We start from the raw sequence: 19,232 nt of genomic DNA on the forward strand, positions 1-19,232 counted from the left end.
AGCGCCGGCTAGCGCACCCTAAAGCCGTGGGTGGCGTCGCGCGCCAGCTGATCGACGAGCCCGAACTCCCAGTCCAGATAGGCCTGCATCGCCTCGGGAGAGTTATCCGTTCCCTCGTACGGGCGGCGATAGCGGTCGCTGGCTTCGCTCGCCAGTCGCGTATTGCCCCGTTCCAGCGGCAGGTCCGCCGCTATCCACGCCAGCGTGCCGCCGCGCAGCAGCTCTACCGGCTTACCGGTGAGCGCCGCGACTTCGGTGACAGCGTAACGCGCAAGCAGGCTGCTGCCGCAGGTGAGCACGTAGCGCTCGGCGGGCGGGATCGCCTCCAGCGCCTGCCTGAGTTCGGAGCGCACCAGCCACCAGGCGCCGGGAATATGCCGCGCCGCGTAGTTGGCGCTGGTGGTGAAATCCAGCACCACGGTGCCCGGTTCATTCAGCAGCTCCGCCAGCCGCTGGGGGGCTATCTCTTTCGCTACCGGGGCCGGCGGGACGCTGGCTGCCGGTACGCCGCGCTCGCTAAACGCTGCCGGATTCGTTTCGCGCAGTACCGCGACCTCCCAGCCCATCTGCGCCAGCCACGAGGCGGTGATGGCCGCGCGAACGCCGTCATCGTCCAGCGCGACGATCCGCGCGCCGCGCACGCTGGCGTGGTGGTCGGTCTCCTGCACCAGCTGTCCGCCGGGAGCGCTAAGGCTGCCGGGCAGGTGCCCGGCGGCGTACTCCTCCGGGCTGCGGACGTCGAACAGATAGGTGGTGCGATCCTCCTGGCGTCGCCAGCGCTGCAGCGTAGTCTCATCAATAAACGTCACCCCGGCGCTTTCGGCCAGCGCGCGCACCTGCTGGCGCCGCGCCGTCGATGGCTGCTGCGCCGGGTCATAGCGCCGCTGCTGGCCATGCTCCAGCGCCAGTCCGGCCAGCGTCCAGCCGATGGTGCCGTTACGCAGGGCGTAGACCGGATTACGCACTCCGGCGTTGCGCAGCGACTGGGCGCCGATAATGCTGCGGGTGCGTCCCGCGCAGTTAACCACGATCGGCGTCTGCTCCGAGCCTACGAGGCCGTCAACCCGTAGCGCCAGCTCGCCACCGGGAACGCTGATGCTGCCGGGAATACTCATGGTCTGATACTCATCGAAGCGTCGGGCGTCGAGCACCACCACCGGCTGCGGGCCGTCGATCAGCGCCTGCACCTCCTGCGCGCTCAGCGAAGGCGTGTGGCGCTGGCTCTCAACCAGCTCGCCAAACGCTTTGCTCGGGGAGTTGACGTCCTGAAACAGCTCTCCGCCGCTGCGCTGCCAGCCCGCCAGCCCCCCGTCGAGCAGGGCAACGTCCCGGTAGCCCCACTCGCGCAGGCGTTCGAGAGCGACGATGGCAAGACCTTCACCGTTGTCGTAAACGGTTATCGGCGTCGTCAGGCGCGGCACCCGGCGGCTGATTTCCAGCTCCAGCTTGCTGAGCGGCAGGTTTGCGGCGAACAGCGGATGCGCGGTGGCGAAGTGCGCTTCTTCACGCACGTCAATCAGCGCCAGCTCCGCGCCGTCGAGCAGCGCCTGGCGGATCTGTGCGGCCTGGCGTAGGGAGTGTTCGGGCATATTAATTATCCTTAGAGAGATCCCAGAGATTGGGTAAATGGCGGTTGGAGTAGCCGGAGATAAAGGGTTTGCTGAGTCCTTCCGGGGTATACACGGCGCGCCTGACGGCGCCGATATTGCCGCCGTAGACGTGGATGCTGATGGACACGCTATCCGCCAGCGCGTTGCTGACCCGGTGAATATCGCCGTCTCGGGTGGAGACTTTCTCGACCTCGCCGGGGGAGAGGCGCTGGGCGATACCGTCAGCCACCGGCGTGCCGGCGTCGTCGAGGCGGTAGCGCTGATTCTCCTCCGCCCCGCGCAGCATGCCGATCGCGCCCCACACCCGGTGGTCGTGGATCGGCGTCGATTGTCCCGGCCCCCAGACGAAGCTGACGATTGAAAAGCGCTGCCCGGAGTCGGCGTGCAGCAGATACTGCTGATAATGGTGGGGATGCGGCAGGGCGTACTCGTCCGGCAGCCAGTCATCCTGCTTCACCAGCGCCGCCAGCCGCAGGGCCACCGCATCCAGCAGCGGATCCGGCTGGCCGATCTCGCGATGCAGGACGTCAACGTCTTGAATAAAATGGCGTAATTTTTCCAGTCGGGATGTGCTCATCATCGGTTCCTGTCAGGGGGGCTGGTCAATACGCTAACAAAGGCGTTAATATTATTTAAATGCAATTTCCGCATATATTAATATGCAAAATAAACATTAAGAGCCTGGCGAGGCCGACTCTAAGGAATCTATGCGCATTGACGACATCGACGCTCTGTTAGCCACCGTGCAGTTCTCCTCCCTGAATCAGGCGGCGGAATATCTGGGCATTACCCAGTCGGCGATCACCCGTCGGCTGCAGCGGCTGGAGCAGACGCTGAACGTGACCCTGCTGGAGCGGCAGACCCGGCCGCTGACCCTGACCGCCGCCGGGCATCGCGTCTACGAGCAGTGCCTGACCATCAAGCGGGAAACCAAAAAGCTCTACGGGCTGCTGGACCCGGAGGCGGAGCCGCGCGGCGTTCTGCGCCTCGGCCTGCCGCAAAGCGTGGCGGAAATCGCCCTCCAGCCGGCGCTGACGGCGCTGCATCAGCAGTTCCCGCACCTCCAGCCGCAGGTGACCTGTGGCTGGAGCGGCCAGCTGCAGAAGCGTCTGGAGAGCGTCGAGCTTGACGGCGTGCTGGCGATGGGCCCGGCGCAGCAGGCCTTCGCGGAGGGCTACAGCGGGCGGCTGCTCTGCCCGCTGGATATCGTGGTGATTGCCGGCAGGAGCCTGCGCCTCTCCGCCGGGACGCTGCGGGAGTGCGCGGCGCACGGCTGGGTGCTCAATCCCGACGGCTGCGGGCTGCGGGCGGGATTGATCCGCGAGCTGCAGGCCCAGGGGCTGCGGCTGCAGCTGAATACCGAGACCGCGGGGGCCCAGCTGCAGATTGGCCTGGTGGCGCAGGGGTTGGGATTGGGTATCGTCCCCCGGGCGGCGCTGGCAGCCAGCCCGTGGCGCGATGAGATTAGTATCCTGGCGCTGGCCGATTTCCAGCCCGCGGTCTGCCTGTGGCAAATCAGCGCCCAGAATCTGGCTAATCTCCAGCAGCCGCTGACTTTTTTTGCCGCCAAAATCGTCCAGCAGCTGGCTTTATCTGACTGAAAAATAGCTGTAATTTATCTAAATGCTTATTTGGCATATTAAGATATGATAAAAATGCATTTTGTTCATTAACCTCCGATGTATAGGGTAACGATATTGCGCCGCCGCCGCGGCCGGCCCGTTACCCTGACCCAAGGAGTTTGTATGAGCATTCAGTTTCTCGGCATGATCGGCCACCGTCTCGCGTCCGAAACTATCGCCCCGGCAGGGCCGATTTTTGACCGCGACTATATCGTTCGTTTTGCTCAGGCTCACGAGGCCGCCGGCTTTGACCGGCTGCTGGTGGGGCATTGGTCCGATCAGCCCGATGGCTTCCTGGTTACCGCCTTGGCCGGGCTGTCGACGCAAAAAATCAGCTTTCTGCTCGCCCACCGCCCGGGTTTTGTCTCGCCCACGCTCGCCGCGCGTAAATTCGCCACCCTTGAGCACCTGCTCGGTGGGCGCCTCGCGGTGCATATTATCAGCGGCGGCAACGATGCCGAACAGCGCCGCGACGGCGACTATCTCAATCACGACCAGCGCTATGCGCGCACCGACGCCTTCCTTGAGACGGTACGCAAAATCTGGACCGCAGAGCAGCCGGTCGATATCGCCAACGAGTTCTACCAGGCCGAGCAGGCATGGTCGGCCATTCGTCCGCTGCAAAAACCGCATATTCCGCTCTATTTTGGCGGCTCTTCAGAGGCCGCCATTCGGGTGGCCGGTAAGCACGCCGACGTCTTTGCCCTGTGGGGCGAATCGCTGGGACAAACCCAGGAGACGGTGAAGCGGGTGCGGGCTGAAGCGGCAAAGCACCAGCGTGAAATTGACTTCAGCGTCTCCTTCCGGCCGATTATCGCCGATAGCGAAGCGCAGGCCTGGGAAAAAGCCGAGCATATTTTACACGTTGCCTCCGAGCGCGCGGCGCAGACCGACGGCGGATTTAAGGCCAAGCCGGAGAGCGTCGGCGCCCAGCGCCTGCGGGCGACGGCGGAGCAGGGGAACGTGGTGGACAAGCGCCTGTGGACCGGTATTGCGAAGCTGGTGGGCGGCGGACATAACTCCACCGCGCTGGTGGGCACGGCGGAACAGGTTGCCGACGCGCTGCTCGACTACTACGACCTCGGGGTGCACAACTTCCTGATCCGCGGCTTCGACCCGCTCAACGATGCGCAGGAGTACGGCAAGGCGCTGCTGCCGATCGCCCGCGAAAAGGCGGCGCTGCGGGCAGCCAAGGCACGGGTATCGTGAACACGCCTCCCCAGGCTTCGCCTCAGCCGACGGCCAGCTGGCCGCAGCGGCTGACGAATATCCGCCGGCAGATGGCGGAACGGGCGGCAGAACTTGACCAGAGCGGCGAATTTCCCCGCCATAACCTCGACCTGCTGCACCGGGAGGGCTTTCTGAGCCTGGCCACGCCGCGGCGCTACGGCGGCGCGCAGGCGGATCTCCCGCAGCTGCAGGAGGCGATTTCCGCCATCGCGTGGGGCGAGCCGGCAACGGCGCTGATCGTCTGCATGCAGTATCTGCACCATCTGCGGCTGGCGGAGAGCGAAGGCTGGGCGGAGCCGCTGCGCGAGCGGGTCTTTCGCGACGCCGTCGAACGCGGAGGGCTGATCAACAGCCTGCGGGTTGAGCCAGAGCTCGGCTCCCCGGCGCGCGGCGGCCTGCCGCAAACCGTCGCTACCCGCACCGCGCAGGGCTGGCGGCTCAACGGCCACAAGCTCTACACCACCGGCGTTGAGGGGCTGAGCTGGCTGGCGGTCTGGGCGCGAAGCGATGACCCCGACCCGCAGGTGGGGACCTGGCTGGTGCCGGCTAAAAGTGACGGTGTCACCATTATTAAAAGCTGGGATCACGCCGGCATGCGCGCCACCGGCAGCCATGAAGCACGCTTTCGCGACGTGCTGCTGGCGCCGGAGAGCGCGGTAGAGACCTGGCCTGCGGCGACGCCGCCGGGGCCGAATGCCGAACAGACGCGGCTGTTTGCTAACCGCCACGCGGCGCTGCTGGCGGCTATTTACGACAGCGTCGCTCGCGCCGCGCGCGACTGGCTGATGGGCTGGCTGCGTACACGTATCCCGGGAAGTCTTGGGCAGCCGCTCAGCCAGCTGCCGCGGGTGCAGGAGAAAGTCGGGCAGATCGAGGGCGCGCTGCTGACCAACCGCTGCCTGCTGCAGCGGGCGGCCGAGCTGGGATTCACCGCCGCTGAAGCCAATCTGGCGAAGGTGACCATTACCGACAACGCCATTTCGGCGGTTGGCCTGGCGCTGGAGCTCACCGGCAATCACGGGCTCAGCCGCCAGCACCCTCTGGAGCGTCACTATCGCAACGTGCTGTGCGGGCGGGTACATACGCCGCAGAGCGACAGCGCCTGGCAGGCGGCGGGCAAACAGGCTTTTCAATTATAAGGATAACCACCATGCGCGAACGAAAGAGAACCCCTTTAGCCGCGGCGCTCGTGCTGCTGGCGCTGAGCGCCCATGCGGCGGCGCAGGAGCGCGTCACCCTGCGCATTGCCGATCAAAAGGGCGGCATGCGCTCGCAGCTTGAAGCCGCGAATGCGCTGCAAAACCTGAACTACGACATCAAGTGGGCGGAGTTTCCCGCTGCCGCGCCGCTGGCGGAAGCGCTGAACGCCGGTGCGGTTGATGCCGGGATTATCGGCGATGCGCCGCTGCTCTTCGCCCTCGCCAACGGCGCGCCGGTAAAGGCGATCGCCGTCGATAAAAGCAACCCCGCCGGCACCGCGGTGCTGGTCCCGCCGGGCAGCCCGCTGAAAAGCGCGGCGGACCTAAAGGGCAAACGCATCGCAACCGGGAAGGGGTCCATCGGCCACTTTGTCGCCCTCAAAGCGCTGGAGCAGGCGGGAATATCGCCCAAAGACGTGCAGTGGGTCTTCCTCGGCCCGGTGGATGCCAAAGTGGCATTGCTCAACGGATCGGTGGATGCCTGGGCGACCTGGGAGCCCTACACCACCCAGCTGGTGAAAACCGCTGAGGGGCAAATTCTGGTCAGCGGCAAGGGGCTGCTGCCCGGAAATACCTTCCTTGCGGCCACCGACGCCAGCCTTAAGGATCCGGCTAAACGGGCGGCGCTGCAGGACTATCTGCATCGACTGGCGGGCGCCGAGCGCTGGGCCTATGCCAATCTGGACAGCTACGGCAAAACCCTCGGGGAGATCATTCGTTTCCCGCCGGAGATCGCCCGGGCGCAGTTCGCCAACCGGCAATCGCAGTGGCAGCGCCTGGACTCGCGGATCGTCGCCCAGCAGCAGGCCACCGCCGATTTTTATCAGGCCAACGGGCTGATCCGCGCCAGGCTGGACGTCACGCCGACTTTTGATGACGGTTTTACCGTCCCTGCACAAACGGCTCATCAGGAGACCACGCCATGATCCAGACCTCTTTTTCCCGCCGCCGTTTTCTTCAGCTGAGCGCCGGTACGGCATTGGCGGCGACGGCCTGGCCGCTGTGGGCGCACGATATGGCGGCGATGCCCGTCGAGGGGGAAAACCTGGCGCTGCGCCTGGCCGAACCCTACAAAATCAGGCTGGCGATCAACAAAAGCGCGGTGTGCCTTGCCCCGGTCGCGGTGGCCGAGCAGCAGAAGTTTTTCAGCAAGTACAACCTCGACGTGGAGTTCGTTAATTTTGGTAACTCGACCGACGTTCTGCTGGAGGCGATAGCCACCGGCAAGGCGGACGCCGGCGTCGGGATGGCGCTGCGCTGGCTGAAGGCGCTGGAGCAGGGCTTTGACGTCAAGCTCACCGCCGGGACGCACGGCGGCTGCCTGAATCTGCTGACGGCAAAAAATTCGCCGTTTGGCGGCCTGGAGAGCCTGAAGGGACAGACTATCGGGGTGACCGATATGGCCGGCCCGGATAAAAACTTCTTCGCCATTTTGCTCAAACGTCACGGGATCGATCCGCTTAGCGACGTGCAGTGGAAGGTCTATCCCGCCGACCTGCTGAGCGTGGCGCTCGACAAGCGCGAGATTGCCGCCATCAGCGGCAGCGAACCCTTCAGCTATCGCCTGCTGGAGACCGGCAAGTATCAGCTGATCGCCAGCAATATGAGCGGGGATTACGCCAACCTGAGCTGCTGCGTGCTGGGGGTGAGCGGATCGCTGGCGCGGGACCATAAGCCGGCCGCCGCCGCGCTGACCCAGGCCATTCTGGAGGCGCACAGCTACGCTTCGGCCCACCCGGAAAGCGTGGCGCAGGCGTTTATGGCCCACGCGCTGAATACCAATGAGACCGAGGTCTCGGGGATCCTTCACGGCCAGGGCCACGGCCACCACGCCGTCGGCGAGGCGTTTGTCAAAGAGCTGACCCAGTACGCCATTGATCTGCAGCGGGTGCAGGTGATCAAGCCTGGGACCGATCCTCATCAGTTTGCGGAGAGTATTTATGCCAACGTATTCGCCTGAGCAGGCGCTGTCGCGGCCGCGGGCGGGCGGTGCGCTGTGGGCTGAAGGCGCGCTGGCCGCCGCGCTGTGGCTGGCGGGCGGGCTCTTTACCCTGAGGTGGCCAGATGCCGGGCGGCGCTGGCCCTACAGCGAAGGCTGGGCGATGACGCAGCTGGCGATCGCCGGCGGGCTGCTGCTGCTGGCGCTGAGCTACCGCTACTGGCGCCAGCGGGGCGGGCGCCTGCAGCATGCCGGGAAATGGCTGGCGCTGCTGCCGGTGCTGTTCGGCCTGTGGGAGTGGCTGACGGCGAAATCCGCGCTGCTGCCGGTGCCGTTTTTTGCTCCACCGCAGGCGCTGATCGAAGTCCTGTATGACGACTGGCCGCGCCTGCTCGATAGCCTGCTGCACTCGCTGGGCCTGCTGAGCCTCGGGGTGCTGCTCGGGACCTCCTGCGGCTTTATCAGCGGGCTGGCCATTGGCTGGTCGCAGCGTATCGGTTACTGGCTGCATCCGGTGCTGCGCCTACTCGGGCCGGTACCGTCAACGGCGCTGCTGCCGCTGTGCCTGTTTATCTTCCCTTCCAGCTTCGGGGCCAGCGTCTTTTTGATTGCCCTCAGCACCTGGTTTCCGGTCACCGTACTGACGTGGTCCGGGGTGGTGAGCATCGATAAAGCCTGGTACGACGTGGCGCGCACGCTGGGGGCCAGCCAGCGTTTTCTGATCCTGCGGGTAGCCATTCCCGCCGCGCTACCGAACGTCTTTGTCGGGCTGTTTATGGGATTAGGCGCCTCGTTTTCGGTGCTGATCGTCGCCGAGATGGTCGGCGTTAAATCGGGGATCGGCTTCTATCTGCAGTGGGCGCAGGGCTGGGCGGCCTATCCCAACATGTACGCTGCGCTGCTGGTGATGGCTTTTCTCTGTTCCGGCCTGATTAGCGGACTGTTTATTTTACGCGACCGGCTGCTGAGCTGGCAGCGGGGAGGCATGACATGGTAACGACCGCGACCACGGTGACGTCGGCCGGTGCGGCCATCGACATCGCCCATCTGAGCCACGCCTTTGCGCTGGGCCGCCAGACGGTGCCGGTGCTGGAAAATATCAGCCTGCGGCTGCGCCCGGGAGAGAGCGTGGCGCTGCTGGGGCCGTCCGGCTGCGGGAAATCCACCCTGCTGCGGCTGCTGGCGGGGCTGGAGACGCTGCAGAGCGGGCAGGTGCAGATCGACGATCGCCGCATGGGGCCCCCGGGGCCGGAGCGGATCCTGGTGTTTCAGGACCCGACCCTCTATCCGTGGCTGACGGTGCGGCAAAACGTGCTGCTTGGGCCGCAGGCGCAGGGGAGAAAAGGGCTGGAGCCAAAGGCCGACGCGCTGATTGCGCGGATGGGGCTGGAGGCGTTTAGCGCCGCCTGGCCGCGTCAGCTCTCCGGCGGGATGGCCCAGCGGGCGGCGCTGGCGCGGGCGCTGCTCAACGAGCCGCGGCTGCTGCTGCTCGACGAACCCTTAGGCAAGCTGGACTCCCTGACGCGCATCAGCATGCAGCGCGAGCTGATCGCGCTTTGGCAGCAGCAGGGCTATACCAGCCTGCTGGTGACGCACGATATTGAGGAGGCGCTGCTGCTGTGCGAAAGGGTGCTGGTGATGTCGCCGCGTCCGGGGCGAATTATTGCCGAATTTACGCTGCCGTTGCCCTTCCCGCGCCACCGCGATAATCCGCAGCTGGTCGGCCATCGGCAGGATATTTTGCGCATCCTGGGCCAGGCGGAGGACTGGTAGGATTCGCGATGGGAAGTCTCTCCCGGCGGCAACGTTCCGCTGCGCCGGGAGAGCGTTGGGTGCTTAAAAGTCCATCTTCACCGTAAACTGCACTTCGCGCGGGTCGCCAATCTGGTTGCCCAGGTTGTTGGTACCGATTGAAGAGGTGTAGTAGGTCTTATCGAACAGGTTCTTAACGTTAACCTGCAGGGTGACCGGATACTGCAGCTTCATCTTGTAGGCGGCGAACGCGTCCGCGACGCCGTACCCCGGCAGGTAATAGTCCGCGCCGTTGGTGGCGGAACGCTTGCTGACCGCGTGTCCCCCGGCGCCGAGCGTCAGGGTGTTGCTGGCGTAGACGTTATGCACGTCATAGGTCATGTACAGCGAGCCGGTATGTTTTGGCACGTTCGGCATCGGCTTGCCGGCATAGTCCGGATCGTCGAGCACCTTAGCGTCGGTATAGCCGTAGCTGGCGATGATGCTCAGGTTGTCGGTGAGTGAACCGGCGACGTCCATCTCCACGCCCCGCGAGCGCACCTTGCCCGCCGTTTTGGCAATGGTTTCATCCCCGACCGTTTCGTTGTACAGCACGTTGCGCTTATCGATATCGAACAGGGCGATATTGGCGGTCACGCCGCTGAACAGCTCAAACTTGGCGCCCAGCTCATAAGAGGTGGACTCTTCCGGCGGCAGGTTGCCGATATAGCTGGCGATGGACGACTGCGGCATAAACGACTGCGCCACGTTACCGAACAGCGAAATGGTCGGCGTCAGCTTATAAACCAGGCCAAACTTCGGCGTCCACTTCTGGTCGCTGCTGTCGGTATTGACGTTAAACGGCCGCCCCTTGCCGGCGTACTGGGTGTAATACTGGTAGCGCACGCCGGCGACGGCGATCCAGCTGTCGTTGAGGTAGAGCGCGTCCTGCACGTAGGCGGCGTAGCTCTCCTGCTGGATGCGCTGATCGCTGTCGGACGCCGACACGCTGGTGCATTTATCGACGGCGCCGTAGACCGGATTGTAGATATTGAATCCCCTGGTATTCTTACAGCGGATCATGTCGGTGCGCAGCAGATCGTAGTTCTCGTAGGCGATACCGCTGAGGATCTCGTTGTAGAAACCGCCAATCACCACGTCGCCCTGCAGATCGGCACGGGTCGAGTGCATCTTCTGGGTTGAGCCGTGGGTGGCGTCCACGCGGCGGGTCAGGTCGCCGGTGGCCGAATCATAGGCCATGACCCGCGCCTGATCGTCGTTGTAGTGATCCTGGCTGTAGCTGTAGTCAAAGCGGGCGGTCCAGGCCTCGTTAAGCCGGTATTCGGCGTTAATCTGCGCCAGATCGGAGTAGCCGTCGGTAATATTAAACGGCTCGTCGAAGCGGGTCTTACGATCGACGTTGACCGCCTTTTTGGTATTGAGATCGAAAATCGTCCCGCGATCGAACGGCGTACTGTAGTCGCGATGCGAGTAGGCCACGTTGACCGTGGCGCGGTCGCCAAACCAGGTCAGGGAAGGGGCGATAAAGCTGCTCTTCTCTTTGCCAAAGCTGCGCCAGTAGTCTTCATTCTGATATTCGCCGATGACCCGGTACGCGAGGCGCGTCCCGTCGATGGGCCCGGTGACGTCAAACTGACCGGTGCCGCCGCCAAAGCTGGTGGAGGTCGCCGAAATCGAGCCGCCGAAGGTTTTTTCCGGGCGTTTGGTCACCACGTTAATCAGCCCGCCGGGATCGAGAATGCCGTACAGCGTCGAGGCCGGGCCTTTCAGCACCTCCACGCGCTCGGCGGCAGCGTTGAAGCTGCGCGGCAGGACGGTGCGCAGCCCGTTGGTCATAATAGAACCGTCGCGGTTGGCGCCGAAACCGCGGCGGGTAAAGGCGTCCTGGGTGCCGCCGAGGGTATTGGTCTGCACGACGTTGGCGACGTTATACAGCGCCTCGTCAAGCGAGGTGACGTGCTGATCTTCCAGCACCCGATCGCTGACGGTGTTAACCACCTGCGGGATATCCAGCAGCGGCATTGAGGTCAGCGTTGCGGTCGCGCTGCTGAGGGGCTGATAGCCGCTGGTGGCGTTCTGCTGGCTGCCGTCGGCCACCACCGTGATGGTTTCGTCGGCGGTATTTTTATCTTTTTCCGCCGCGGTTTGCGCGGCGATAATCCCCGGAGAGGTAAAGGAACCCAAAAAAATCAGTGAAAAAAGTGCACGCCCTTTCAATGTCGTGAAAGGGACAGTTGATTGCGTCATTTGTCTGTTTCTCGTGAACGAATCCGTCCTTTGCGGACAGAAAAAGCCAATTAAATCATTGCCCTTAAAAATATTATCTATCCGTTATCCGCTATAATTTGCGCTCAGATATGTAATTGAGAATCATTCAACCACGTAGCAATGTAGTAGTAAACGTTATGTAAGATAAAAAAGCGCTGCCAGCGAAAGCGGCGTTTCGGCGGCGGAATGGACAGCGAAAATAGTATTTATCTTTATGTTTTTAATCGGTTTAATTCAGATTGTGTCGCTACGCCAGGCTACAGGTGGCGCCTTTTCGCTGCGCGTAAAACAGAGTATTGACTACTACATTCATTCACATCATGATCAAAAGAGAATGAGATGTATTTTTGTTTGAGTGCAGTCCGAGCGGGCCTGATGCCACGCCGCTGCGGTGCGGGAGCGAGTTATGCCACAGCGGGTGATGCCTGCAGAGCAGGGGATTGTGCTGGATTCCCTGTCGGCCGGATACGGCCAGACCCTTATCGTCAACGATATTAATCTGACGATCCCCCACGGCAAAATGACGGTACTGGCCGGGGCCAACGGCTCCGGGAAATCGACCCTGCTATCGACCATCGCCCGAATGCTCAAGCCGCTCGGCGGCTGCGTGCGCCTCGATGGTGAGGTTATCCACGAGCTGCCCACCCGGACGGTATCGCGCCGGCTGGGGATACTGCCCCAGTCGCCGCTCACCCCGGAAGGGCTGACGGTTTTCGAGCTGGTGGCGCGCGGGCGCTATCCCTGGCAAGGGCTGATGCGCCAGTGGTCGGCCGACGACGAGCGGGCGGTGGAGGAGGCGCTGGCGCTGACCGGCACCGCGGAGTTCGCCCATCTGCCGGTGGACAGCCTCTCCGGCGGCCAGCGCCAGCGCTGCTGGATAGCGATGGCGCTGGCCCAGCAAACCGCCACCATTCTGCTCGACGAACCCACCACCTGGCTCGATCTGCGCTATCAGGTCGATATTCTCGAGCTGCTGCAGACCCTGACCCGCGAACACGGGCGCACGGTGGTGACCGTCCTGCACGACCTGAATTTTGCGGTGAACTATGCCGATACGCTGGTGTTTCTTAAGCAGGGGCGCATTGCCGGGGTGATTGGTGAAAATGAAACCTGTACGCCGGAGCTGATTAAAACGGTGTTTGACGTTGACGTGCAGATGTCGCTGAACCCGCAAACCGGTAAACCATTCTTTATGCCCTTTCGCGCCCGCCAGGCGGCCGGACAATGAGCGCCAGCGCGCTGATGCTCCGGCGCCGACGCGCCCGGCCGCAGCTGGCCGTGGTGGTGCTGACCCTGCTGCTGATCGGCGGCTCGCTGGTGCACCTGGGGCTGGGCGCGCGCTGGATTGCGCCGCCCACCATACTGCAGGCGCTGCTCCATTACGATCCGCACAGTTTTGACCAGCGGATTATTGTCGATTTACGCCTCGTGCGCCTGGCCGCCGCGCTGCTTACCGGCGCCGCGCTCGGCATCGCGGGCATGCTGCTGCAGACGGTGATCCGCAATCCGCTCGGCGAACCGCATATTCTCGGCCTCAATGCCGGCGCGTCGCTGGCGGTGGTGGCGACCTCGGCGCTGGGCCTCGGCGAAGCGGCGTTCGGCCGCCCGCTGACCGCCGCCTGCGGCGCAGGGCTGCTGTTTGGCGCCGTGATGCTGCTGGCTTCCTCCGGACGCGGCGGCATGACGCCGCTGCGCATCACCCTGTGCGGGGTGGCGCTCTCGGCCTTTGCGTCGGCGGTGACCGCGGCGGTCCTGATTCTGGACGAACAAACGCTGCTGGCGATGCGCACCTGGCTGGCGGGCGATCTGGCCGGGCTGAAGTGGCAAACGCTGCGCGCGGCGCTGATCCCGGCGCTGGGCGGGCTGCTGATCGCGCTCGCCATCGCCCCGCGGCTTAACGTCCTGGCTTTGGGGGATAAGGTCGCCCTCGGACTGGGGGTGAAAATTGCCCAAACCCGGCTGCTGGGGCTCGCTGCCATTGCGCTGCTGTGCGGTTCGGCGGTCGCCGTTGCCGGGCCGATCGGCTTTGTTGGCCTGGTGGTCCCGCACGTGGTGCGGCGGCTGATCGCCGAGGACATTCGCCTGGCGCTGCCGCTGGCGGCGCCGGTTGGCGCCCTGGTGCTGGTGCTGGCGGATATTGCGGCGCGCACCCTGGTGGCGCCCCAGGAGCTGGCAACCGGGGCGATGACCGCCCTGGTGGGCGCGCCGCTGTTTATCTTTATTGCCGCGAGATTCTTTAAATGAAAAGCGCCGCACGTCGTGCCGGATTCCGCCCGCTGGCTGCCGGGAGTCGTCATATTCTGCTGCGCCCGGCGGCGCTGAAGAGTGCCGCCGGGCTGCTCGCCCTGATAGCCATTCTCGGCGCGTTTGGCCTGACGCGCGGCAGCTTTCCGCTGCCTTCCGGGACCGTGCTGCGGGCGCTGCTGGATGCGGATAGCCTCAGCGGACAGCAGCGCTTTATTCTGTTCGATATCCGCCTGCCGCGGCTGTTTATGGCGCTGCTGTGCGGGGCAATGCTGGGGATGGCCGGCGCGGCGATGCAGAGCATCACCCGTAACGGGCTGGCGGACCCGGGGCTTATCGGCGTCAAGGAGGGGGCCAGCGTGGTGGTATTGGCGCTGATCCTGCTCTTCCCGGCGACGGCGCTGGCGTGGCGGCCGCTGGCGGGAATGGCCGGCGGCGTGCTGGTGGCGCTGCTGGTGCTGGCCCTGGCGCGCGACTGCTCGCGGCCGCGCTTTATCCTGATCGGTATCGGCGTCTCCTGGACCCTGGCCGCGGCGGTAGGCATTTTTATGACCACCGCCGACGTCCGCGACGTGCAGACGGCGATGATCTGGCTGGCGGGAAGCCTGCACGCCGCGACCTGGCCGCTGCTGGCGGTCGCCGCCTGCTGGGCGCTGCCCGGCGCGCTGATCCTGTTTCTTACCGCCCGCGCGGCGGACGTGGCGCTGCTCGGCGACCGCACGGCTATCGGCCTCGGCGTCCGGCTACAGCAGCTGACGCTGCTGCGCTTTTTTGCCCCGGTGCTGCTGACCTCCGCCAGCGTCTCCTGCGTGGGCAGCCTCGGCTTCGTTGGACTGATGGCGCCGCATATGGCGCGCTTTGTGCTGCGCGGCGGCCAGGTCTCTCTGCTGTGCGGTAGCGCGCTGATTGGCGCTCTGCTGGTTTTAGTGACCGACACCATCGGGCGGGTGGCCTTTGCGCCGCTGCAGATCCCAGCCGGGATTGTCATCGCCCTGGTGGGCTGTCCGTTTTTTATTCTGCTGCTCTGGCGTCGTCGTGATGCCCTGTAACTCTCAAGGATTGCTATGCGTTGGTTAGTTCCTCTGCTGCTTTGCGTGGCCGGTACCGCGGGTGCCGCCGCGGGTCAGACGCAAAAATTTACCGATGATTTAGGTCGGGTGGTGAACGTTCCGCTGCATCCGCAGCGGATTGTCTCGATGCACGATCTGGATATCACGATCCCGCTGATCGAGCTCGGCGTGCCGCCGGTTGCCAGCCACGGGCGTACGCGTCCCGACGGTAGCCACTATCTGCGCTCCAGCGCCCAGCTTACCGGCATCGATTTTGATAACAGCGATATTCAGTTTATCGGTACCGCGGATATCGATCTCGAAGCCGTGGCTGCGGCTAAACCGGACCTGATTATTACCGAGCCCAGCCGCCACGTCTCCGTGGAACAGCTGGAGAAGATAGCCCCGACGGTGAGCATCGACCATCTGCAGGGCAGCGCGCCGCGCATTTACGCTAAGCTGGCGCAGCTGACCGGCTCCGAGGCGCGGCTGGCGGTGCTCGAGCGGCGCTATCGGGAGCAGATTAAGCAGCTGAAGGCGGCGGTCGATACGCAGAAGATTACCGTCTCGGTGATTCAGGCCAACGGCGGTAAAGTGACCGTCCATCACGCCTATCACGCCCTGGGCCGCGTGCTGCGCGACGCCGGCTTCCGCTTTCCGCCGCTGATTGAGCGCATTCCCGACGGCCAGCGCATCGACGTTAGCGCCGAGCAGCTGCCGGAGCTGGATGCCGATTTCGTTTTCGCGACCTGGCGCTCCGATACCGGCGGCAAGCCGCAGGATGAGCTGCAGGCGATGGAGGCCGTAATGCCGGGCTGGTGCGACTTTATGCGCGCCTGCCGCAGCGGACGCTATATCCTGCTGCCGCGTGAGGACGTGATCTCCAACTCCTTCGCCGCCCTGAGCCTGATGGCGGCCGAAGTGCAGTCGCATATTGCCGGACGTCCGCTGCCGGCGGCGCTGAAATGAAAACGCCGGCCAAACGAGAGAAGGGGCGGGTTGACCTGTTTGGCGACCGTTTTCGCGCCCGGGCGCATCAGTTGTCGCCGCGCCTGCTGGCGGTGGTTAGCTATATCAACGACAATCGCGAGGTGGTGCTCGAGCGCACGGCGATGGAGATTGCCACCGCCACCCACACCTCCGACGCTACGGTGGTCAGGGCTATTCAGGCGCTGGGCTTTGCCGGGCTGCGTGAGCTGAAGCAGACCATGGAGCGCTGGTTCGGCCCGTCGATTACCTCCTCGGAGAAAATGCTCTCGACGGTCAACGCGCTCTCGACGGACGTCAATTCGAGCATCGATTTCGTGCTCGAGGGCCACCAGCGCGCCTGCGAGGTGCTCTCCCGCCCCGACAACCGCGAGGCGGTAGCCCAGGCGGTGGCACTGCTTACCGACGCGCGCCAGGTGGCGATTTTCGGCATCGGCGCGTCGGGGATTCTGGCGGAGTATACCGCCAGGCTGTTTAGCCGCATCGGTCTGCCTTCGTACGTCCTGAACCGCACCGGTTTTAGCCTCGCCGAACAGCTGATCGGCCTGCAGCGCGGCGACGTGCTGATCATGATGGGGCAAAAATCGCCGCACCGCGAAGGCATGACCACCCTGCGCGAGGCCCGACGGCTCGGTATTCCGACCATTCTGCTGACCCAGGCGGTGGACTCCCGCTTCAGCCAGGAGGCGCAGGTGGTTATCGAGGTGCCGCGCGGCGGCGATAACGGGCGGGTGCCGCTGCACGGAACGGTGCTGGTGTGCCTGGAAATGATGGTGCTCTCGGTCGCCTCTACCGCTCCGCAAAAAACCATGAAGTCGATGAAGCGCATCAACGAACTGCATAAAGCGATCGGTAAATCTGGCGGTAAGCGCAGCTAACTGCCAGATAAATCACCGCAGCGCAGGTTTGTGGTTGCATGCCATGCTGAGTATGTGTATTTTTATGCAAAATAAATGCATAAAAAGGATCTGTCATGGTTAAGAAGTGGATGAAAGCGTGCTGCCTGATGGCGGCAATGATTGGCACCGCGCAGGCGGCACAGGAAACCTACGTTGTCGGTTCCGGCGGCACCTATCGCCCGTTTGAATACGAAAACAGCCAGAAGCAGCTGGAAGGTTTTGATATCGACATCATCAAGGCGATCGCTAAAGCAGAAAACTTTGATATCAAGCTGGTCAACACGCCGTGGGAGGGGATCTTCGCGACCCTCAACACCGGCGATCGCGACATTATCATCTCCGGGATCACCATTACCGATAAGCGTAAGCAGATGGTGGATTTCTCCGCCCCTTATTTCCCGGCCGAGCAGTCGATCGTGGTGCCGTCGGATTCGAAGGTGACCTCGCTGGCGGCGCTGAAAAGCGAGAAGGTTGGGGTGGTGAACTCCAGCACCGGCGATATCGTGGTTTCTGACGTGCTGGGTAAAAACAGCACCGCCATTAAGCGCTTCGACAATACGCCGCTGATGCTGCAGGAGCTGTTTGAAGACGGCGTCAGCGCGGCGGTCGGCGACGTTGGGGTAGTGAAATACTACATCAAGCAGCACCCGGAGAAGCAGTTCAAGCTGGTGCCGGACGCGAAGTTTGAGCGCCAGTACTTCGGCATCGCCGTAGCCAAGGGCAACAGCGCGCTGCAGGCGAAAATCAACGCCGGCCTGCAGAAAATTGTCGCCGACGGCACCTACGCCAAAATCTACAAAACCTGGTTCGACGACAACGTCCCGACGCTGCCAGCGCAATAAGATCTATTTTTTGTCTTACTCACGGCTATCGGCTTTGACGATAGCCGTATTTTTTAGGGAAAGATTATGACGGGATTCCGTTGGGAGATCATCGAGGAGTACGGTCCGCTGTTTATGGACGGCGCCTTGATGACCATTAAATGCACCATTATTTGCGTGATCCTCGGCACCCTGTGGGGTCTGACCCTTGGGCTGGGAAGAATGGCGAAGGCCGAGCACGGGGTGTGGAAATACGTCCTGCGCTACCTGGTTCAGTTCCCGGTACGCTTCTACGTCAGCGCATTTCGCGGCACGCCGCTGTTTGTGCAGATCATGGTGGTGCACTTCGCGCTGGTACCGCTGTTTATCAACCCGCGCGACGGCCTGCTGGTCACCGGCGGGGTGATGAGCGCCGACTTTGCCCGCGAGCTGCGCTCTAACTACGGCGCGTTTCTCTCCTGCGTGGTGGCGATAACGCTCAACGCCGGGGCCTACGTCTCGGAAATTTTCCGCGCCGGTATTCAGTCGATCGACAAAGGACAGATGGAAGCCTCCCGCGCGCTGGGGATGCCGTGGTGGAAAACCATGCGCCAGGTGATCCTGCCGCAGGCGTTTCGCCGCATTCTGCCGCCGCTGGGCAACAACGCCATCGCTATCGTTAAGGACTCCTCGCTGGCGTCGGCGATCGGCCTTGCCGACCTGGCTTACGCCGCGCGTACCGTCTCCGGCGCCTACGCCACCTACTGGGAACCCTACCTGACGATCTCTCTGGTCTACTGGGTGATTACCTTCCTGCTGGCACAGCTGGTTAACCGTCTGGAAAAGAGGTTTGGCAAAAGTGATTCACATTAACAATCTGCACAAGCGCTTCGGTGACAGCCACGTCCTGCGCGGCATCAGCTGCGATATTCAGCCGCAGGAAGTGGTGTGCATCATCGGCCCCTCCGGGTCGGGGAAAAGCACCTTTCTGCGCTGCATGAACGCGCTGGAAACCGTCAGCGAAGGCGAAGTGGCGGTCAACGGCTTTGCCGTCCACGACCGCACTACCGACCTGAACAAGCTGCGTGAAAGCGTCGGCATGGTCTTTCAGCGCTTCAACCTGTTCCCGCATATGACGGTGCTGGAAAACCTGATCATGGCGCCGATGAACCTGCGCGGCATGGCCCGGCAGGCGGCGATTGCGCTGGCGGAAGAGCTGCTGGCAAAAGTGGGATTAAGCGATAAGCGCGACGCCTGGCCCTCCAGCCTCTCCGGCGGCCAGCAGCAGCGGGTAGCGATTGCCCGCGCGCTGGCGATGAAGCCGTCGATCATGCTGTTCGACGAGCCGACCTCGGCGCTCGACCCCGAGCTGGTCGGCGACGTGCTGGCGGTGATGAAAAATCTCGCCAGCGAAGGGATGACGATGGTCATTGTGACCCATGAAATGGGCTTTGCCCGCGAGGTCGCCGACCGGGTTATCTTTATCGACGGTGGGATTATTCAGGAGCAGGGCCGGCCGGAGCAGATCTTTAGCGCCCCGAGCAACCCGCGCACCGCCGCGTTCCTCAGCAAAGTGCTATAAGAAAAGCGGCCGCCAGGGCCGCTTTATCATATTGCTGCAGGCGAAACGGCG

Annotated in this window: 17 protein-coding genes and 1 pseudogene; 15 read left to right on the top strand and 3 right to left on the bottom strand. The window is 63.5% G+C overall.

Features of this window, described 5'->3' with window-relative positions:
* Window positions 1–8: 8 nt before the first annotated feature.
* Window positions 9–1,589: a rhodanese homology domain-containing protein gene (locus tag HCK03_RS10935; RefSeq protein WP_167691556.1), complete on the bottom strand. Its 1,581-nt coding sequence runs from the start codon at window positions 1,587–1,589 to the stop codon at window positions 9–11.
* A 1-nt stretch (window position 1,590) separates the two neighbouring features.
* Window positions 1,591–2,187, bottom strand: coding sequence for a cysteine dioxygenase family protein (locus HCK03_RS10940; protein ID WP_167691557.1), 597 nt, complete (start codon window positions 2,185–2,187; stop codon window positions 1,591–1,593).
* Between the two features lie 130 nt (window positions 2,188–2,317).
* Between HCK03_RS10940 and HCK03_RS10945 the strand changes: the two genes are divergently transcribed.
* From HCK03_RS10945 to HCK03_RS10975, 7 genes are all read left to right on the top strand, one after another.
* On the top strand, window positions 2,318–3,211 hold the full coding sequence (locus HCK03_RS10945) for a LysR family transcriptional regulator (RefSeq protein WP_123551541.1): 894 nt from the start codon (window positions 2,318–2,320) through the stop codon (window positions 3,209–3,211).
* Between the two features lie 144 nt (window positions 3,212–3,355).
* A complete protein-coding gene (locus HCK03_RS10950; RefSeq protein WP_041146013.1) occupies window positions 3,356–4,441 on the top strand; it encodes an LLM class flavin-dependent oxidoreductase in 1,086 nt (361 codons plus the stop codon).
* Between the two features lie 71 nt (window positions 4,442–4,512).
* Window positions 4,513–5,601 carry an acyl-CoA dehydrogenase family protein gene (locus HCK03_RS10955; protein WP_167692427.1) on the top strand — a complete coding sequence of 363 codons (1,089 nt, stop codon included), beginning with the start codon at window positions 4,513–4,515 and terminating at the stop codon, window positions 5,599–5,601.
* Window positions 5,602–5,612: 11 nt separating this feature from the next.
* The gene (locus HCK03_RS10960; RefSeq protein WP_041146011.1) at window positions 5,613–6,587 is read left to right on the top strand and encodes an ABC transporter substrate-binding protein; all 975 of its coding nucleotides are present in this window, start codon (window positions 5,613–5,615) and stop codon (window positions 6,585–6,587) included.
* Window positions 6,584–7,621 (top strand): ABC transporter substrate-binding protein, encoded by a 1,038-nt coding sequence (locus HCK03_RS10965; protein WP_041146010.1) that lies wholly within the window; start codon window positions 6,584–6,586, stop codon window positions 7,619–7,621. The genes HCK03_RS10960 and HCK03_RS10965 overlap by 4 nt, the downstream gene beginning before the upstream one ends.
* Window positions 7,602–8,597 carry an ABC transporter permease gene (locus HCK03_RS10970; protein ID WP_041146009.1) on the top strand — a complete coding sequence of 332 codons (996 nt, stop codon included), beginning with the start codon at window positions 7,602–7,604 and terminating at the stop codon, window positions 8,595–8,597. Before HCK03_RS10965 ends, HCK03_RS10970 begins: the two co-directional genes overlap by 20 nt.
* On the top strand, window positions 8,591–9,373 hold the full coding sequence (locus HCK03_RS10975) for an ABC transporter ATP-binding protein (protein ID WP_167691558.1): 783 nt from the start codon (window positions 8,591–8,593) through the stop codon (window positions 9,371–9,373). Before HCK03_RS10970 ends, HCK03_RS10975 begins: the two co-directional genes overlap by 7 nt.
* 63 nt (window positions 9,374–9,436) lie before the next feature.
* On the opposite strand, the gene HCK03_RS10980 is transcribed toward HCK03_RS10975, so the two are convergent.
* Window positions 9,437–11,599 (bottom strand): TonB-dependent siderophore receptor, encoded by a 2,163-nt coding sequence (locus HCK03_RS10980; protein ID WP_135184394.1) that lies wholly within the window; start codon window positions 11,597–11,599, stop codon window positions 9,437–9,439.
* Between the two features lie 427 nt (window positions 11,600–12,026).
* On the opposite strand from HCK03_RS10980, the gene HCK03_RS10985 reads away from it, so the two are divergent.
* From HCK03_RS10985 to HCK03_RS11020, 8 genes and pseudogenes are all read left to right on the top strand, one after another.
* On the top strand, window positions 12,027–12,848 hold the full coding sequence (locus HCK03_RS10985; RefSeq protein WP_041146006.1) for an ABC transporter ATP-binding protein: 822 nt from the start codon (window positions 12,027–12,029) through the stop codon (window positions 12,846–12,848).
* Complete coding sequence (locus tag HCK03_RS10990; protein WP_123551536.1) at window positions 12,845–13,864, top strand: FecCD family ABC transporter permease; 1,020 nt, start codon at window positions 12,845–12,847, stop codon at window positions 13,862–13,864. Before HCK03_RS10985 ends, HCK03_RS10990 begins: the two co-directional genes overlap by 4 nt.
* On the top strand, window positions 13,861–14,913 hold the full coding sequence (locus HCK03_RS10995; RefSeq protein WP_115192464.1) for a FecCD family ABC transporter permease: 1,053 nt from the start codon (window positions 13,861–13,863) through the stop codon (window positions 14,911–14,913). Before HCK03_RS10990 ends, HCK03_RS10995 begins: the two co-directional genes overlap by 4 nt.
* Window positions 14,903–15,882 (top strand): annotated as a pseudogene (locus HCK03_RS11000) (ABC transporter substrate-binding protein). The gene HCK03_RS10995 and the pseudogene HCK03_RS11000 overlap by 11 nt, the downstream one beginning before the upstream one ends.
* Window positions 15,879–16,778 (top strand): MurR/RpiR family transcriptional regulator, encoded by a 900-nt coding sequence (locus HCK03_RS11005; protein WP_123551533.1) that lies wholly within the window; start codon window positions 15,879–15,881, stop codon window positions 16,776–16,778. Before HCK03_RS11000 ends, HCK03_RS11005 begins: the two are co-directional and overlap by 4 nt.
* A gap of 95 nt (window positions 16,779–16,873) precedes the next feature.
* Window positions 16,874–17,641 carry a basic amino acid ABC transporter substrate-binding protein gene (locus tag HCK03_RS11010; RefSeq protein WP_041146001.1) on the top strand — a complete coding sequence of 256 codons (768 nt, stop codon included), beginning with the start codon at window positions 16,874–16,876 and terminating at the stop codon, window positions 17,639–17,641.
* Window positions 17,642–17,707: 66 nt separating this feature from the next.
* On the top strand, window positions 17,708–18,472 hold the full coding sequence (locus tag HCK03_RS11015) for an amino acid ABC transporter permease (RefSeq protein WP_041146000.1): 765 nt from the start codon (window positions 17,708–17,710) through the stop codon (window positions 18,470–18,472).
* Window positions 18,459–19,181: an amino acid ABC transporter ATP-binding protein gene (locus HCK03_RS11020; protein WP_041147669.1), complete on the top strand. Its 723-nt coding sequence runs from the start codon at window positions 18,459–18,461 to the stop codon at window positions 19,179–19,181. Before HCK03_RS11015 ends, HCK03_RS11020 begins: the two co-directional genes overlap by 14 nt.
* Window positions 19,182–19,232 lie beyond the last annotated feature (51 nt).

Origin of the sequence: Klebsiella terrigena, from assembly GCF_012029655.1 — a bacterium.
GTDB classification, from domain to species: domain Bacteria; phylum Pseudomonadota; class Gammaproteobacteria; order Enterobacterales; family Enterobacteriaceae; genus Klebsiella; species Klebsiella terrigena.

What these genes read in the sequence shown, in the direction of transcription:
- HCK03_RS10935 (WP_167691556.1), bottom strand. Translation starts at nt 1,589, where the DNA reads ATGCCCGAACACTCCCTACGCCAGGCCGCACAGATCCGCCAGGCGCTG.
- HCK03_RS10940 (WP_167691557.1), bottom strand. Translation starts at nt 2,187, where the DNA reads ATGAGCACATCCCGACTGGAAAAATTACGCCATTTTATTCAAGACGTT.
- HCK03_RS10945 (WP_123551541.1), top strand. Translation starts at nt 2,318, where the DNA reads ATGCGCATTGACGACATCGACGCTCTGTTAGCCACCGTGCAGTTCTCC.
- HCK03_RS10950 (WP_041146013.1), top strand. Translation starts at nt 3,356, where the DNA reads ATGAGCATTCAGTTTCTCGGCATGATCGGCCACCGTCTCGCGTCCGAA.
- HCK03_RS10955 (WP_167692427.1), top strand. Translation starts at nt 4,513, where the DNA reads ATGGCGGAACGGGCGGCAGAACTTGACCAGAGCGGCGAATTTCCCCGC.
- HCK03_RS10960 (WP_041146011.1), top strand. Translation starts at nt 5,613, where the DNA reads ATGCGCGAACGAAAGAGAACCCCTTTAGCCGCGGCGCTCGTGCTGCTG.
- HCK03_RS10965 (WP_041146010.1), top strand. Translation starts at nt 6,584, where the DNA reads ATGATCCAGACCTCTTTTTCCCGCCGCCGTTTTCTTCAGCTGAGCGCC.
- HCK03_RS10970 (WP_041146009.1), top strand. Translation starts at nt 7,602, where the DNA reads ATGCCAACGTATTCGCCTGAGCAGGCGCTGTCGCGGCCGCGGGCGGGC.
- HCK03_RS10975 (WP_167691558.1), top strand. Translation starts at nt 8,591, where the DNA reads ATGGTAACGACCGCGACCACGGTGACGTCGGCCGGTGCGGCCATCGAC.
- HCK03_RS10980 (WP_135184394.1), bottom strand. Translation starts at nt 11,599, where the DNA reads ATGACGCAATCAACTGTCCCTTTCACGACATTGAAAGGGCGTGCACTT.
- HCK03_RS10985 (WP_041146006.1), top strand. Translation starts at nt 12,027, where the DNA reads ATGCCACAGCGGGTGATGCCTGCAGAGCAGGGGATTGTGCTGGATTCC.
- HCK03_RS10990 (WP_123551536.1), top strand. Translation starts at nt 12,845, where the DNA reads ATGAGCGCCAGCGCGCTGATGCTCCGGCGCCGACGCGCCCGGCCGCAG.
- HCK03_RS10995 (WP_115192464.1), top strand. Translation starts at nt 13,861, where the DNA reads ATGAAAAGCGCCGCACGTCGTGCCGGATTCCGCCCGCTGGCTGCCGGG.
- HCK03_RS11005 (WP_123551533.1), top strand. Translation starts at nt 15,879, where the DNA reads ATGAAAACGCCGGCCAAACGAGAGAAGGGGCGGGTTGACCTGTTTGGC.
- HCK03_RS11010 (WP_041146001.1), top strand. Translation starts at nt 16,874, where the DNA reads ATGGTTAAGAAGTGGATGAAAGCGTGCTGCCTGATGGCGGCAATGATT.
- HCK03_RS11015 (WP_041146000.1), top strand. Translation starts at nt 17,708, where the DNA reads ATGACGGGATTCCGTTGGGAGATCATCGAGGAGTACGGTCCGCTGTTT.